General features: G+C 53.1%; 12 protein-coding genes and 1 rRNA gene. All 13 read right to left on the minus strand.

Translation table 11 applies throughout. The annotated features are described in order from the left end of the window. Positions 1 to 1,046 precede the first annotated feature (1,046 nt). Positions 1,047 to 2,306, minus strand: coding sequence for a phosphoribosylamine--glycine ligase (gene purD, locus WBG83_RS19895; protein ID WP_336747092.1), 1,260 nt, complete (start codon positions 2,304 to 2,306; stop codon positions 1,047 to 1,049). 23 nt (positions 2,307 to 2,329) lie between these two features. Continuing rightward, positions 2,330 to 3,877, minus strand: coding sequence for a bifunctional phosphoribosylaminoimidazolecarboxamide formyltransferase/IMP cyclohydrolase (gene purH / locus WBG83_RS19900; RefSeq protein WP_336747093.1), 1,548 nt, complete (start codon positions 3,875 to 3,877; stop codon positions 2,330 to 2,332). Between the two features lie 61 nt (positions 3,878 to 3,938). Further along, positions 3,939 to 4,559 (minus strand): phosphoribosylglycinamide formyltransferase, encoded by a 621-nt coding sequence (gene purN, locus WBG83_RS19905; RefSeq protein ID WP_336747094.1) that lies wholly within the window; start codon positions 4,557 to 4,559, stop codon positions 3,939 to 3,941. Beyond that, complete coding sequence (gene purM / locus WBG83_RS19910; protein WP_336747095.1) at positions 4,556 to 5,599, minus strand: phosphoribosylformylglycinamidine cyclo-ligase; 1,044 nt, start codon at positions 5,597 to 5,599, stop codon at positions 4,556 to 4,558. The genes purN and purM overlap by 4 nt, the downstream gene beginning before the upstream one ends. 371 nt (positions 5,600 to 5,970) lie before the next feature. Further along, entirely contained in the window at positions 5,971 to 7,476 is a 1,506-nt protein-coding gene (purF, locus tag WBG83_RS19915; RefSeq protein WP_336747096.1) for an amidophosphoribosyltransferase, read from the minus strand. Next, a complete protein-coding gene (gene purL, locus WBG83_RS19920) occupies positions 7,461 to 9,704 on the minus strand; it encodes a phosphoribosylformylglycinamidine synthase subunit PurL (RefSeq protein WP_336747097.1) in 2,244 nt (747 codons plus the stop codon). Before purL ends, purF begins: the two co-directional genes overlap by 16 nt. Next, positions 9,682 to 10,374, minus strand: coding sequence for a phosphoribosylformylglycinamidine synthase subunit PurQ (gene purQ, locus WBG83_RS19925; protein WP_336747098.1), 693 nt, complete (start codon positions 10,372 to 10,374; stop codon positions 9,682 to 9,684). The genes purL and purQ overlap by 23 nt, the downstream gene beginning before the upstream one ends. A gap of 26 nt (positions 10,375 to 10,400) precedes the next feature. Continuing rightward, a complete protein-coding gene (gene purS, locus WBG83_RS19930; protein ID WP_336747100.1) occupies positions 10,401 to 10,640 on the minus strand; it encodes a phosphoribosylformylglycinamidine synthase subunit PurS in 240 nt (79 codons plus the stop codon). 216 nt (positions 10,641 to 10,856) lie between these two features. Next, positions 10,857 to 11,753 (minus strand): phosphoribosylaminoimidazolesuccinocarboxamide synthase, encoded by an 897-nt coding sequence (locus WBG83_RS19935; protein WP_336747101.1) that lies wholly within the window; start codon positions 11,751 to 11,753, stop codon positions 10,857 to 10,859. 266 nt (positions 11,754 to 12,019) lie between these two features. Continuing rightward, complete coding sequence (gene purB, locus WBG83_RS19940; RefSeq protein ID WP_336747102.1) at positions 12,020 to 13,315, minus strand: adenylosuccinate lyase; 1,296 nt, start codon at positions 13,313 to 13,315, stop codon at positions 12,020 to 12,022. A gap of 72 nt (positions 13,316 to 13,387) precedes the next feature. Continuing rightward, positions 13,388 to 14,557, minus strand: coding sequence for a 5-(carboxyamino)imidazole ribonucleotide synthase (gene purK / locus WBG83_RS19945; protein ID WP_336747103.1), 1,170 nt, complete (start codon positions 14,555 to 14,557; stop codon positions 13,388 to 13,390). Beyond that, positions 14,551 to 15,039 carry a 5-(carboxyamino)imidazole ribonucleotide mutase gene (gene purE / locus WBG83_RS19950; protein ID WP_336747104.1) on the minus strand — a complete coding sequence of 163 codons (489 nt, stop codon included), beginning with the start codon at positions 15,037 to 15,039 and terminating at the stop codon, positions 14,551 to 14,553. The genes purK and purE overlap by 7 nt, the downstream gene beginning before the upstream one ends. 998 nt (positions 15,040 to 16,037) lie before the next feature. Then, a 5S ribosomal RNA gene (rrf, locus tag WBG83_RS19955) occupies positions 16,038 to 16,154 on the minus strand. Positions 16,155 to 16,410: the final 256 nt, after the last annotated feature.

Genomic DNA, 16,410 nt, shown 5'->3' on the forward strand with positions numbered 1-16,410 from the left:
GTCAGCCACTTAGGCCTTAGTTTAAGCCGGATACTGCACCTCCGACACACAAACACAGCACAATTCCGTGCGGTAGGGGATCTTCCCGCCGGATATCGTATCGGTCATTCTGGCGGATGCGATTGAACACAAGGGCCTTGGCGATATGTGGGGCAGGGTTGTTCTTGTGTTCTTGTGTTCTTGTGTTCTTGTGTTCTTGAGTTCTTGTGTTCTTGTGTTCTTGTGTTCTTGGTTCTTGTGTTCTTGAGTTCTTGTGTTCTTGGCTCTTGACCGCGCTGAGTGTTCCCTTCACCGCAATGGACATAACTCCTGTGCATGGTGTGCGGCGTTTTCCTGCAAGAGGGCAGGCGAACGCATTTTACAATACTTATCCATTCACCCTTGCAAGAGAAGCTGCTGCTTTCGATAGTACGGACCGGATAGAACATGGACGATCTGGGCATTCTATGCTTATATAGAAGTGGAACGAAAAACTTGCTCAGCAAGGTTGGACAGCGTGTGTCCTGTCTGAAGGTACGAGGCGTTCGCCTTTTTTTCCGGTTTCTACCCTATGAATGTAATCAACGAATCTGGAAACGGCGGATTGGAACATCCGGTCACACAGGGCCCCTTGCTGGAACTATCGTTCAGCTTATCACCAATAACGGAAGGGACGGCGGCCCTTGATGAGGCTGTTAGACTGGCTTAGGGAGGATTGGCTCTCTGTCGTTTTACTTGTGGGAAGCTGCGTCGCAGTCTGGTTTGTTTATCGGAACAAAGACAAATTGTCCAGATAACCGCCCCGCTGTTTTTACAACTGGGGACTATCCGCTTATAAGCCTGAATTAGAGCAAGCCAGATGATTGTACGTAAAGGCAATATGGATGCTGATATATGAAAACCGCGTTAGCGCCATTCGGCAGCGCCAACGCGGTTTTTTCATGTTCTTGGTCCAACGTGTCATTATTTCCCGGGTAATCGGTAAATCAGAGCAATACACTCCAGCTTGCTTCAAAATAACCGAAATGTCGGGACCGAAGCCTTGAGCCGTTTGCCGCTAATTGCCACTACACCAATGCCTTCTTGGCAATATCGGTACGGTAATGCTTCCCTTCGAAATAAATCCGGTCCACATCCTCGTATGCTTTTGCCCGAGCTTCCGCAATATCCTTGCCGAGCGCTGTAACGCCAAGCACGCGGCCCCCGGCAGTAACAATCGCCCCGTCCTTCTCAGCCGTACCGGCATGGAATACAACGGATTGCTGCATCTGATCCAGTCCCGAGATCGGGAGACCCTTCGGATAAGAGCCCGGATATCCGCCGGAAGCCATAATGACGCAGACAGCAGCCTCATCGCTCCATTGAATATCCATTTGGTCCAAGCGCCCGTTAATGGTGGCGAGGAAAATATCGACGAGATCCGTTTTAAGCCGCGGCAGCACGACCTGGGTTTCCGGATCGCCGAACCGTGCGTTAAATTCTACGGTGCGCGGCCCATCCTTTGTAATCATCAGTCCTGCGAACAGGATGCCTCGGAACGGGCGGCCTTCCTTCACCATCGCTTCAGCGGTTGGTTTAATAATGGTTTCAATCGCTTCATCAACGATCGCTTGCGGAATATGAGGCACCGGCGAATACGTCCCCATGCCGCCGGTATTCAGCCCTTTATCGCCGTCAAAGACCGGCTTATGATCCTGGGAGGGCACCATCGGACGCACCACATTGCCGTCGACAAAGGACAGGATGGACATTTCCTGCCCTTCCATAAATTCTTCAATCACGACACGGTTGCCCGCTTTACCAAAAACCTGATCCAGCATAATATCCTTCAGCGCCTGCTCGGCTTCCGCCAGCTCACGCGCGACGATAACACCTTTGCCGGCAGCCAGGCCGTCTGCTTTAATTACAATCGGAGCCCCCAGCTTGCGCAAATAGGCCAGAGCCGGCTCGTAGCTGTCGAAGGATTCATAGGCAGCCGTCGGAATGTTATATTTTTTGAGCAGATGCTTCATGAACACTTTGCTGCCTTCGATTTCCGCAGCATTTTTGCGCGGACCGAAGGTCGGAATGCCCTTGGCTTCAAAATGATCAACGATTCCGTCCGCAAGCGGATCGTCCGGACCGACAACGACCAAATCAACAGCATGATCCAGCGCGAACTGGCTCAGCTCCTCAAATTGGTTCACCTGCAGCGGCACACATTCCGCCAGCTGAGCGATTCCGGCATTGCCCGGAGCGCAGTATACCTGCTTCACAGACGCGCTTTTTTTCAGCGACCAAATAATAGCGTGCTCCCGGCCGCCGCCTCCAATGACTAAAATCTTCACGGCTTCATCCTCCTTGGGCCCGTTTAATGTTTGAAGTGACGGACGCCAGTCATAACCATGGCGATTCCGTGCGCATTGGCAACCTGAATCGATTCTTCGTCTTTAATTGAGCCGCCAGGCTGAATGACAGCTGTGATGCCCGCTTGTGCAGCAAGCTCCAAGGTATCGCCCATCGGGAAGAAGGCATCGGAAGCCAGTACGCCGCCTTTGCTTTTCTCTCCGGCTTGCTCGATGGCAATACGCGCTGCGCCGACACGGTTCATTTGGCCTGCGCCCACACCGATTGTCATATCATCCTTTGCCAGAACAATTGCATTCGATTTAACATGCTTGACAACCTTCCAGCCGAACAGCAGCTGCTTCAGCTCTTCTGCGGTTGGCGCACGGTCGGTGACCACCTTCAAGTCAGCTTCCGCAATTTGATGCACATCGCTGTCTTGAACGAGAACGCCGCCCTCTACTGTTGTCAGAAGCGGCTCCGCTTTGCGCTCTGCGCCGAAAGCCTCTTCGCCCAGCTTCAGAAGACGAAGGTTCTTTTTCTTTTTGAGAATGTCCAGTGCCTCGTCCGTGAAATCCGGCGCGATGACAATTTCGAGGAAGATTTCGTTCAGACGCTGCGCCGTTGCGGTGCCAATCGTCCGGTTAGCTACTACAATTCCGCCGAAGATGGAGGTTGGGTCCGCTTCGTATGCTTTTTGATACGCTTCGTCAATCGTGCTTCCAATACCTACGCCGCAAGGGTTCATGTGCTTTACAGCCACAACCGCCGGCTCGCTGAATTCCTTCACGATTTGCAGCGCGGCGTTGGCGTCATTGATATTGTTATAGGACAGCTCCTTGCCGTGCAGCTGCTCAGCTGTCGTAATATTGCCGGCAGCAGCAAGCGGCTTGCGGTATACGGCGGCGTTTTGGTGCGGGTTCTCGCCATAACGAAGCTCCTGAATTTTCTCATAGGTTACGGTCAGCTTCTCCGGATAAATGTCGCCAACCTGCTTGCTCATGTAATCGGCAATTAAGGAATCATAGGAAGCCGTGTGACGGAACACTTTGGCCGTCAGGCGCTTGCGGGTTTCAAACGTGGTGTCGCCTTCCGCACGAATTTCTTCCAGCACACCGGCATAATCGGCAGCATCAACGATGACCGTGACGAAGGCATGATTTTTGGCTGCCGAACGAAGCATCGTCGGCCCGCCGATATCGATATTCTCAATGGCATCCTCATAGCTGACATTCGGCTTCGCAATGGTAGCCGCGAACGGATACAGGTTAACGACAACCATGTCGATATACCCAAGACCCAGCTTCTCCATTTGCTCCTGGTGCTCTTTGCTGTCGCGAATCGCCAGCAACCCGCTGTGTACGACCGGGTGCAGCGTTTTGACACGACCATCCAGAATCTCCGGGAATCCGGTTACTTCCGAAATGCCGACCACCGGGATTTCGTTTTGCTGCAGCAGGCTGTGAGTGCCCCCCGTCGAAATAATCTCCACGCCCAGCTTCGACAGCTCGCGAGCAAATTCGACAATGCCTGTTTTATCGGATACGCTGATTAACGCACGTTTGATTGCCACTTCGTTGGCCTCCTTGATATCGTTATGTAAAATAGAGGGGCGTTCAGCCCCCGAATCTCGTCTATTTGTCAATTATGACACGGCGCCCATCGACCTGTACCCGCTTCTCGCAGAACAGCTGTACCGCTTGAGGCAGCAGCTCATGCTCCGCCTGATGAATACGCGCTGCCAAGGCTTCCGCATCGTCGGATTCCAGAACCTCCACTGCACGCTGAGCGATAATCGGCCCTGTATCCATGCCTCCGTCCACCACATGCACAGTGATTCCCGTCACCTTCACGCCATGAGCAAGCGCCTGCCCGATAGCATCCAGTCCGGGAAAAGACGGGAGCAGCGACGGATGCAAATTAATGATGCGATCCCGGTAAGCGTCCAGCAGCGTCTCTCCGACAATACGCATATAGCCGGCCAGCACCACCAGCTCAACACCGGCGGATTGCAGCTGAGCGACAATCTCCTGCTCGTATGCAGCCTTGCCGCCTTTGTCCGCATAATCCTTCGGCCGGAACGCCAGCACCGGGATGCCCGCCGCTTCCGCGCGGGAAACCACCCTTGCTTGAGGTCTATCACAAACGAGAAGCTCGATGCGTGCATCGAGCTTACCCTCTTGTACAGCATCCGTCAGGGCCTGGAAGTTCGAACCGCTGCCCGAAGCGAATACTGCAATACGGAGCGTACTCATTCGAGTTCCACTCCACTGAATGTTACAACTTGCTCTCCGGCCGTCACTTCACCGATACGGTATACGCTCTCGCCCAGCTCGCTGGCGATCATCATGGCTTCTTCAGCCTGGTCGGCAGGGACGATCAGAACCATCCCGATTCCCATGTTGAAGGTACGGAACATATCACGCCCGCTTACCGCCCCTTCGCGCTGCATCAGCTTGAAGATTGGCAATACCGGCCAGCTCCCGCCCTCGATATGAACATTGACATTTGCAGGCAGCACACGCGGAATATTTTCAATGAAGCCGCCGCCTGTAATATGTGCAAGACCTTTTACATTCACCTTTTCCAGCAGCGCCAGAATCGATTTGACGTAAATTTTGGTTGGCGCCAGCAGCACGTCGCCCAGACGTCCGCCAAGCTCGGCCACTTCATCATGAAGCTTGTAGCCCTTTTCTTCCAGCAGCAGACGGCGTACCAGGGAGAAGCCATTGCTGTGCACACCGCTGGAAGCGAAGCCCAGCACGATATCGCCAGGAGCGATCGACTTGCCGTCGATCATTTTCTTCTTGTCGACGATACCAACCGAGAAGCCGGCGATATCGTATTCGCCTTCACTATACATGCCCGGCATTTCCGCGGTTTCCCCGCCAATCAAAGCGCAGCCGGATTGCACGCAGCCGTCCGAAATCCCTTTTACGATAGCCTCGATTTTCTCCGGAATGACTTTGTCACAGGCCAAATAATCCAGGAAAAAGAGCGGCTCAGCGCCCTGCACTACAATGTCATTCACGCACATGGCGACAGCATCGATTCCGATCGTATCGTGCTTATCCATAGCAAAAGCGATTTTCAGCTTCGTACCGACGCCGTCCGTTCCCGAAACAAGAACCGGCTCTTCGTACTTGTCTTTGTTCAAGCCAAACAGCGCCCCAAAGCCTCCAAGCTCTGTCAGTACCTCCGGACGGTACGTCTGCTTCACGTGCTTTTTCATCCGTTCGACCGCTTCGTTACCTGCCGCGATATCGACTCCAGCTTTTTTATATGCATCCGACAATGATTTCCACTCCTTCAGGGTGATAGAAACGGCCTGCCGTTTTCCTCCGAAAACGTGTCCGTCTACAGGTCATACTCAACTGCGGGCCAAGGCATCTTCCTATTGCTGCCGTCCTGCGGGCTGATTTCTGCATCAGCCTCGAAGCGCCAACAGGCTTCTGGCACAAAGGGCCAGCATCCCCCGCTTCACGTCGCCTTCGGCAAATCTTGCTCCACACATTCGGCCTGCTCGCAGGGCTTTGCTGCTTAAAACCGTCATGACTTTCTGTCGCATCCCCGGTATGAGAGCAGCTCTTTCACAAAAAGGGAGCGATAACCTCGATAATGGCGATGATGCAGTGATTCTGCCGCTCTACGCAGCTCGGTTTGCGCTTAATCGCAAGCGCAGCCGACATTTTCCTTCTCGTCATAGACCGGTGTCGGGTAATTGTTATCGAAGCAGGCTGTGCAGTAGCCCCGGTTCGGAATTCCTGCGGGGCCGCCGATAGAATCCAGCAAGCCTTCATGGCTCAGGAAATGCAGGGAATCAGCGTTAATCGCCATACGAATTTCTTCGATGGTTTTCACCGCCGCAATCAAATCCTCACGAGTCGGCGTATCGATACCGTAGAAGCATGGGTTTTTGAACGGCGGCGAGCTGATGCGCACATGAACCTCCGTCGCCCCTGCTTCCCGCAGCAGATTGACAATCCGCAGCGAGGTTGTGCCCCGCACGATCGAGTCGTCAATCATGACCACCCGTTTGCCCTCCACAACCCGGCGCACCGCGCTAAGCTTCATCTTCACGCCCTGCTCGCGCAGCTCCTGGCTAGGTTGGATAAACGTCCGGCCGGTATATCGGTTCTTGATAAGACCCAGCTCATACGGAATACCAGTTTGTTCAGCAAAGCCAATTGCCGCCGAAATACTTGAATCCGGCACCCCGGTGACGACATCGGCATCGACAAATGCCTCACGTGCCAGCTGACGGCCCATGTTTTTGCGAGCCGTATGAATGTTGACCTCATCCACATCACTGTCAGGGCGGGAGAAGTAGATGTACTCCATCGCGCAAACAGCCCGGCGCATCATCGGCGCAAACCGGTCTTCCCGGTACCCGCCTGCTGTATCGATAACGATAAGCTCACCCGGCAATACATCGCGTACGTACGTGCCGCCTACGGCATCGAACGCACAGGTCTCCGAGGCGAACAAGTACGAAGTGCCCAGACGCCCCATAACAAATGGACGCAAGCCGTAAGGGTCCCGCGCGGCAATCAGCTTATCCTTCGTCATAAACAGGAACGCGTACGCTCCGCTCACCTGCAGCAGCGCTTCCTTCACCGCCAGCACAATGTCGTCATGCTTGGAACGGGCGATCAGGTGGGCAATAACCTCCGTATCGCTTGATGTTTGGAAAATCGATCCCTGCCGCTCCAGATTGCGCCGAATCTCGTTCGCGTTCACGAGGTTCCCGTTCGTTGCCACCGCCAGGTCGCCTTCCCGGTACTTAAACACAAGCGGCTGCGCATTCGCAAGCTTGCTTTCTCCGGCTGTCGAATAGCGAACGTGTCCAATCGAACGCGGGCCATCGAGCGATTGCAGCAGCGTATTGTCGAACACTTCCTTTACCAGCCCCATGCCCCGGTGATAACGGAAGCCGTTGGCGCCGCCCATCGTAGCGATGCCGCAGCTCTCCTGACCCCGGTGCTGGAGTGCGTGAAGGCCGTAATAAGAAAGCGAAGAAGCCTCGGGGTGACCATACACCCCGAAGACTCCACACTCCTCCTTCACCTTGTCGAACATATTTTCATGATTGATGCCTTCATTATAATAATCGCCTGTCCACAGCTTAGGCGTTACCAGCCGACCTGCAGATGATTTCAGTTCATCAAGCATGGAATCGCATCCTTCCAAACCTTTTCTAGCTGTTTGACTTGTTTCTGGATGACAGATTTAGCGTTCACGGTGATGTTCAATTCCGTTCCTTTAACCGTACCGATAACCGCAGCAGGCACTCCATGATCTGCGAAATGCTTCAGCAGAGCGGCTTGCTTGTCCGGCTTCACGCTGAGCAGAATCCGCGACTGGCTTTCACTGAACAGCGCATGGTCTGCGCGAAGTGCGGTTTCGATCGCAACTTCGGCCCCAAGACCGCCGCTGATGCTGGACTCGGCCAGCGCCAAAGCCAGACCGCCGTCGGAAACGTCATGCGCGGAAGCAACGAGCCCGCCTTGAATAGCGGACAGCAGCGCGTTCAGAAGCTTTTTCTCTACAGCCAAATCGATTTGCGGCGGACGCCCTTCGACAACGCCGTGAACGACCTTCTGGAATTCGCCGCCGCCCAGCTCCGCAAAGGTTTCGCCAAGCAGAACAATGGAGTCGCCCTCAGCCTTGAAGCCTTGGGTAGTAATGTGATCCACGTCGTGCACCAAGCCGACCATACCGATAACCGGTGTCGGGTAAATAGCGCCCTTGGCATTCTCGTTATACAAGCTGACGTTTCCGCCGATAACCGGCGTGCTGAGCTCACGGCAAGCTTCTGCCATACCGTCCGTGGATTTCTCCAGCTGCCAGAAAATTTCCGGCTTCTCCGGGCTGCCGTAGTTCAGGTTATCTGTAATCGCCAGCGGCTCTGCACCGGAGCAAACGATGTTGCGCGCTGCTTCCGCTACTGCGATTTTGCCGCCCACTTCAGGATCCAGATACACGAATCGCCCGTTGCAATCCGTAGTCATCGCCAGCGCCTTGCGGGTTCCAGGCACTTGGACTACAGCTGCGTCAGAACCCGGCTGAACAACTGTGCTTGTGCGAACCATATAGTCGTATTGGTTGTAAACCCATTCCTTGCTTGCCACCGTTGGAGAACCAATAACCTTCTCCAGGGCATCATTGAGATCCGTAACTTCCGGATAAGCAGATGTATCAACCTTCGCGAATTCCTCATAATAAGCTGGAACCTTCGACGGCTTATTATAAACCGGACACTCGTCAACCAGCGCGCCTACCGGCATATCGGCAACGATCTCGCCGTGATGAACGAGCTTCAGACGGCCGTCATCGGTTACAGTACCTACATTGACGCAGTGCAGACCCCAACGTTCAAAAATCGCTTTTGCCTGTGCCTCATCCTTCGGCTCTGTAACGAACAGCATCCGCTCTTGGGACTCAGACAGCATCATTTCGTAAGCTGTCATGCCTTCTTCACGCTGCGGCACACGGTCCAGATACAGGATCATCCCGTTGCCCGCCTTGCTCGCCATTTCCGCACTGGAGCAGGTTAGGCCTGCTGCGCCCATATCTTGAATCCCGAGCACAATGCCGGAATCGATAAGCTCCAGGCACGCCTCAAGCACGAGCTTCTCCATAAACGGATCGCCGACCTGTACAGCCGGGCGCTTCGCTTCGGATTCCGCTGTCAGCTCCTCCGAGGCGAAGGTCGCGCCGTGGATACCGTCGCGTCCCGTAGCAGGGCCAACATAGAACACCGGGTTGCCTACGCCTTTGGCAACACCTTTTTGAATCATATGGTGATCGATAATCCCTACGCACATTGCGTTGACAAGCGGATTGCCTTCGTAGCTCTCGTCAAACGCCACTTCGCCGCCCACCGTCGGAATCCCGATGCAGTTGCCGTACCCGGCGATACCGGATACTACATGCTCAAACAAATATTTAACGCGATCATTGTCCAGACGGCCGAAGCGCAGGCTGTTCAGCAGTGCAACCGGGCGCGCGCCCATGGAGAAAATATCGCGGATAATGCCGCCTACACCCGTAGCCGCGCCTTGGAAAGGCTCGATGGCCGACGGATGGTTATGACTCTCAATTTTGAACACGACGGCCTGATTGTCGCCGATGTCTACAATACCCGCGCCTTCCCCGGGACCCATCAGGACCTTTGGACCGCTAATCGGGAATTTCTTCAGAACCGGTTTGGAGTTTTTGTAGGAGCAGTGCTCCGACCACATAACGCTGAACACGCCGATTTCGACGTAGTTCGGCTTGCGCCCCAGAAAACCGCAAATGAGGCCGTACTCCTCATCTGTCACGCCCATCTGCTTGTACAATTTTTGTTCTTCAATTTGCTGAGCGTTAGGCTCCTTAGACGTTAGCTGCTGCGCCATGTTTCTCCCTCCAAGTGTTCAAAATCGATGTAAACATCCGCTTCCCGTCTTCCGATCCGAGCAGCTCATGAATGGCGCGCTCCGGATGCGGCATCATGCCAAGCACGTTGCCCTTCTCATTGCAAATGCCGGCAATATCGTCTACCGAGCCGTTCGGGTTCTCCACCGCATAGCGGAACACGATCTGATTATTCGCTTTCAATTGGGCAAGCGTCTCGTCGTCGCAGTAGTAGTTGCCTTCTCCGTGCGCGATTGGAATATTAATAACCTCTCCCGCCGCATAGTCCTTGGTGAACGCGGTTGCGTTATTCTCCACACGAAGCAGGGACGCATGGCAGCGGAATTTCAAAGATGTGTTCCGAAGCATAGCTCCGGGCAGCAGACCCGATTCCAGCAAAATCTGGAACCCGTTGCAAATGCCAAGAATGAACTTGCCTTGCTCCGCCGCTTTTACAACCTCATTCATAACCGGCGCAAAACGGGCAATCGCCCCGCAGCGCAGGTAGTCGCCGTAAGAGAATCCGCCCGGCACAATAATCGCATCGTATTTGGACAAATCGGTTGCCGTATGCCATACGTAATCAACCGGTTGGCCGATGGTTTCTTCAACCGCCTTATAACAGTCCAGGTCACAGTTGGAGCCTGGAAACACCAGTACCGCAAAATTCATGACAGCCCCTCCTCTAGTCGCCCATATTAGGCCAGTTCAAACCGGTAGTCTTCGATAACCGTGTTCGCAAGCAGCTTCTCGCACATTGCTTTGATGCGTGCTTCCGCTTCGCTGCGATCGTTTGTGTCGAGCTCAAGCTCCAAATATTTACCGATGCGCACTTTGCCGACTTCATCAAAGCCCATGGAATGAAGGGCTCCTTGCACCGCGACGCCTTGAGGGTCGAGCACGTTTTGCTTGATGGTGACATAGACGGTTGCTTTCATGAGAACGAATTCCTCCTAAGTGTGGGAAAATGTTATATATTCCTGCAAGCGGGAGCTTGCTGAGTAAACGATAATCATGCCGGCCAAGTGAACACTCGGAACGGTAAAGCGAGCGGGCCCTAAAGGTCCGGTTAAAGAAAACATGTATAAAATTAGGATGAAGACCATCAAACCGGCTGCTTACAGCTCAAGGCCATTCGAATTAGTGAGACGATTTCATTTCGCCAGCCGGTTATAAATTTCACGGTAGCGGCGGCTGGTTTCCTCAACCACATCAGCCGGCAGCGGATCAGGCTTGCTGTTCTTATCCCAGTCCGTTCCCGACAGGTACGTACGTACCGGTTCCTTGTCCATGCTGTCAATCTCAATGTCCAAGGCATAGTTTTCCTTCGCCCAGTAACGGGAGGAATCGGGGGTGAAAATTTCGTCAATCAAAATAATTTCCCCGTCAATCAGACCGAATTCAAACTTCGTATCCGCCAAAATAATACCGCGCTCCGCGCAAAACGCATGCGCGAACTCGTACAGCCGGATGCTTTTCTCCCGAAGCTGATCGGCAATATCCGCACCGACAAGCTCCTGCATCTTCTCGAACGGAATGTCCTCGTCATGACCGACGTCGTTTTTGGCGGCCGGAGTGAAAATCGGCTGCGCAAACTTCTCGTTTTTGCGTAGGCCTTCCGGAAGCTTGATGCCGTTAATCTCGCCGGTTTGCTGGTATTGACGCCAGCCGCCGCCGGTAATGTACCCGCGGACAACACACTCAATGTCGATGCGCTGGGCTTTTTTCGTTACCATGATCCGATCCTTCAGGACAGCCGGGTCAGTGACCAAATCGCCCAGCTTTTCTACATCGGCGTGTACGACATGGTTCGTTTGAATCGCCGCAGTCTGCTCGAACCAAAACTTGCTGAGCAGATTCAGGACATTGCCCTTATCCGGCACCGCGGGATCAAGCACCCAGTCAAATGCAGAGATGCGATCCGTAACCGCAATTAGAAAATGCTCGCCCAGGTCATACAACTCCCGGACCTTGCCTTTGTACAGCAGCGGGGCTTTAATGTAGCTTTCCGCACTGGAGATTGCTGTGCTCAAGAGGAGTGCCTCCTTCATATCGTATCGCCTTGCGCTAAAATCCAGGTGCCGCCTGAGAGCCGAGCAATCCGCGGCCGCCATTGGTCAGAGAAATCCTTATTGCGGATTGCCTGCGGTTACTCCAAGGTCCCCTTCAGCCATTGTTGAGAAGAACCCGGGTGAAACCGTTATACCAATTAACGAACCGTTTCACTTGCCGGGACTGCGGGAAACCAGCTCTCAGAACCTGCCCGATTTCATTCACGGCAGTAACCTTTCGGTCACGATGGTTTTTACTATATTAATTAAGAAAGACCGAGCTTCTTAAAGATGGTATCCACGTGCTTAAGGTGCCAGGACGGATTGAAGGCATCCGCAATTTCATCTGAACTGAGCTGGCTAGTGATGGATGGCTCGCTCTCGATGATTTCACGGAACGAGCGCTGCTCTTCCCAAGCCTGCATCGCTCGCGGCTGTACGGTATCGTATGCTTGCTCACGGCTGAAGCCTTTGTCAATCAGCTTCGTCATCACGCGGCCGGAGAACGGCACGCCATAGGTGCTCATCATGTTGCGCTTCATGTTTTCCGGAAACACAGTCAAGTTTTTGATAATGTTGCCCAGACGGTTCAGCATGTAGTTCAGCAGCATTGTAGCATCCGGCAAAATAATACGTTCTACCGAAGAGTGCGAGATGTCGCGTTCATGCCAGAGCGGAACGTTCTCATAAGCGGAAAGCATGTGGCCGCGGATTACGCGGGCCAGGCCGGAAATATTTTCGCAGCCGATTGGATTGCGCTTATGCGGCATGGCCGAGGACCCTTTTTGACCTTTTGCGAACGGCTCCTCAACTTCACGGAATTCGCTTTTTTGCAGCGCGCGGATTTCGGTCGCAAATTTGTCAAGCGATGTAGCGATTAGCGCCAGTGTCGCCATGTATTCCGCGTGTCGGTCGCGCTGGAGCGTTTGGGTCGAGATTGGAGCGGCCTTCGTCCCCAGCTTCGTGCACACATACTCTTCTACAAACGGGTCGATGTTTGCATAGGTGCCGACAGCACCGGAGATTTTGCCGTATTGTACGCCATCGGCAGCATGACGGAAACGATCCAGGTTACGTTTCATTTCTTCATACCACAGCGCCATTTTCAGACCGAAGGTTGTCGGCTCCGCGTGTACGCCATGGGTACGGCCCATCATCGGGGTATCCTTATACTGAATTGCTTTCTCGCGTAAAATATCAATGAAATTAACAATATCTTTATTTAAAATTTCATTTGCCTGCAGGAGCAAGTAGCCCATCGCCGTATCCACGACGTCTGTAGAGGTCAAACCGTAATGAACCCACTTGCGCTCCGGTCCAAGCGTCTCGGACACAGCGCGTGTAAAGGCAATTACATCATGACGGGTTTCTTGTTCAATTTCATAAATCCGATCAATGTTGAAGCTGGCCTTGTCGCGCAGCGCCTTGACGTCTTCCTTTGGAATTACGCCCAGCTCCGACCATGCTTCACAGGACAAAATTTCCACTTCCAGATACGCCTTGAATTTATTCTCTTCCGTCCAAATGGCCGCCATTTCCGGGCGGGTGTAACGCTCGATCATCTCTCCCATTACCTCCGTTAACTAGATGTGATATGTTATTCATACACTTGATGTGCTCTGCTCTGTCTATTCTTACTGTTTCCAGATATCGGACTGTTCAACCCAGGCCAGCGCTTTTTCCACATTCCCGGCAAGCAGGTTCAGGTGCCCCATCTTACGCCCCTTTTTGGCTTCCTGCTTGCCGTACAAATGCAGCTTGACCGTAACATCGGGATGGTCCTTCTGCTGTTCCTGCGCGATATACTGCACCGCCGGGTCCACATGCTCGCCGAGCAAATTAACCATAACTACCGGTGTCATCAGCGCGGTCGGACCGAGCGGCAAATTGCAAATCGCCCGGACATGCTGCTCGAATTGCGAGGTTTGGCAAGCCTCCATGGTGTAATGACCTGAATTGTGAGGCCGCGGCGCCAGCTCATTGACGAACAGTTCGCCTTCCTTCGTCAGGAACATCTCCACTGCTATAAGTCCGACAACGCCTAGACCTTCCGCAATTTGTACCGCAAGCTGCTCCGCTTTGGCCAGGACATCAGCCGGAACGCGCGCAGGAACGATGGATAAATGCAAAATATTATTCACATGCACATTTTCTGCCGCTGGGAAAGCCTTCACTTCCCCCTTGGGACTGCGAGCCGCTATGACTGAAATTTCTTTGTCAAAATGAATGAATTGCTCCAGCACCAGCTCGGTTTTTGCTTGGCTGAGTGTGGCGAACGCCTCATCCGTCTCTTCAATGGAACGGATGACCCACTGGCCTTTGCCGTCGTAGCCTCCGGTAGCTGTCTTCAATACACAAGGCGTACCGAAACGTTCTACCGCAGCCCGAAGCTGGCCCGCGCTCTCGATTTGCTCATAAGGGGCGACACGTACGCCCGCCGCCTCAATCGCTCTTTTCTCGCGAAGCCGATGCTGTGTAGTATATAGAAGCTGGCTGCCTTGCGGAACATACGATTCCTTCATCAGCATCTCCGCTACTCCGGCATCCACATTTTCGAACTCATACGTGATAACATCCGCCAAATTAGCCAGCTCTCTCGCTGCGTCCGCATCATGATATGCAGCTACAATTTGCTTCGCCGCAACCTGCCCGCATGGAGCGTCAGGTGTCGGGTCCAGCGTTACAAACCGATAGCCCATGCAGCTTCCGGCTTGTGCCAGCATTCTTCCCAGTTGGCCTCCTCCAAGCACACCAATCGTAGCTCCCGGCAAAATCGTCTTGTTCACGTTCGCCTCACTCAGCATAGCTCATTGCTCGTTTCCAGCACGGCAGCTTTAGTTTTCTCCCGGCGTTCCGCCAGCTTCGCCTGCACTGCTTTATCGTGGGTCCCCACAATTTGCGCAGCCAGCAGTCCGGCATTGGTCGCTCCGGCATGTCCAATAGCAACGGTCGCGACAGGCACGCCCCCGGGCATTTGTACAATGGACAGAAGCGAATCCAGTCCATTCAGAGTGGACGTTTTGACAGGTACGCCAATAACCGGGAGTACGGTTTTCGCCGCTACCATCCCGGGCAAGTGTGCTGCTCCTCCGGCGCCGGCAATGATCACCTCAATACCACGTTCAATCGCCGTCTCGGCATATTCAAACATCAAATCGGGGGTGCGATGGGCGGAAACCACCTGTTTTTCGTAAGCGATCCCGAGCTCCTCCAAAATGTCGCACGCATGCTTCATTGTATCCCAGTCAGACTTGCTGCCCATGATAACCCCAACACGAGCTGACATCATTCTACCTCTTTTCCATTGTTAGAAAATTTATAATTTTCTTCAAATTTGGTGCAAAAACTGCAGTAAACGGCCTTCCACCCGATTGTAGCGGATGGAGCCGTTTACTTTAGTGTAGACCAGGTAAACAAGTCTGCCATTCTTTTGTAAGGAACGATGACTGTTTATTAGCTAATATAGGACGATGTTGTAGGCAAGCGTTAGCGAAATAACCCCTATACTAGTGAGAAAAGTCCGCGGAAATACAATAAAGCCGCCTTCCCGGAGAACATATCTTGCCTAATATAAATTCCAAAATTTGACGCAGGGTTCGACATAGCCATAGTATACCACAAAATACACCTGCCATGCGCGATTCCGATAACACTTTTAGTTTAACAGCCCCTTCCTATCGGTGTCAACCTCAAAGACGAACAATACCAAAAGGCATAAGTACAAAAGTTCGCTTTTCCAATCTAAAAGTCGCATCCGGGCTTCATTATTGAGTTGGCTCGCTTCGTCGAATCATGACAGCTTGAGTAAAAACAGCTCGACAGCTTCTGTTCACGTATAAACAATCAATCAAAAGCCTGCAACGCTCCTGAACGAGTCTTCCATAACAGCTCCAGTACCTGATTACTTGCTGCGCGAAAGCCTCTTTCAAACCGGGACTGGATGAAAGGCGAAGGTTCGGACGCTGACATTGGATGCGACAGAAGGTCATCACGATTATTAACTCTTATACAAACCGATGTATCATCTTCAAGATCATGTAATCTGCCTAACGAATCTCGCTCAGTATCACGTAACCTTCTTCATGCCTAATAACATAGAAGCTCCCAAAACCTCCGAAAGAGGCCTGGGAGCTTCAAAGGCTACCAATAAATTAATCGTTACCAATTCGAGCGCTCCGGATGCCGCGGCATAAGGGGTAATGGTATTCGGAAGCCTTGGTGTAAACCAAACGAATCCGATAAACAAAAACACCGTGCTGACAAATGTCAGCACGGCGCTCTGCGGCTTGGCAACGTCCTACTCTCCCGGGACCCTGCGGTCCAAGTACCATCGGCGCTGGAAGGCTTAACGGTCGTGTTCGGGATGGGTACGCGTGGTTCCCTTCCGCCATCATCACCAAACCTGCAAGCTTTATGAAGCAAAGCTGCTTCGGAAGCCTGTTTTTTTCGAAGAGTCCCCTCTTCGAAAACGCTGCAAGAAAATCTCCAGCCTTATCCAAGGCATGCAGCTTCTTGCTCAAGGGATTCCTCCCTGAAAACTAGATACGAAACGTTCCATCCATCCATGTTTGGTTAGCTGATGTATCTTGGATAAGCCCTCGACCGATTAGTATTCGTCAGCTCCACACGTTACCGCGCTTCCACCCCGAACCTATCT

The sequence above is a fragment of the Paenibacillus sp. y28 genome (assembly GCF_037137075.1).
Taxonomy (GTDB): Bacteria; Bacillota; Bacilli; order Paenibacillales; family NBRC-103111; genus JBBBNV01.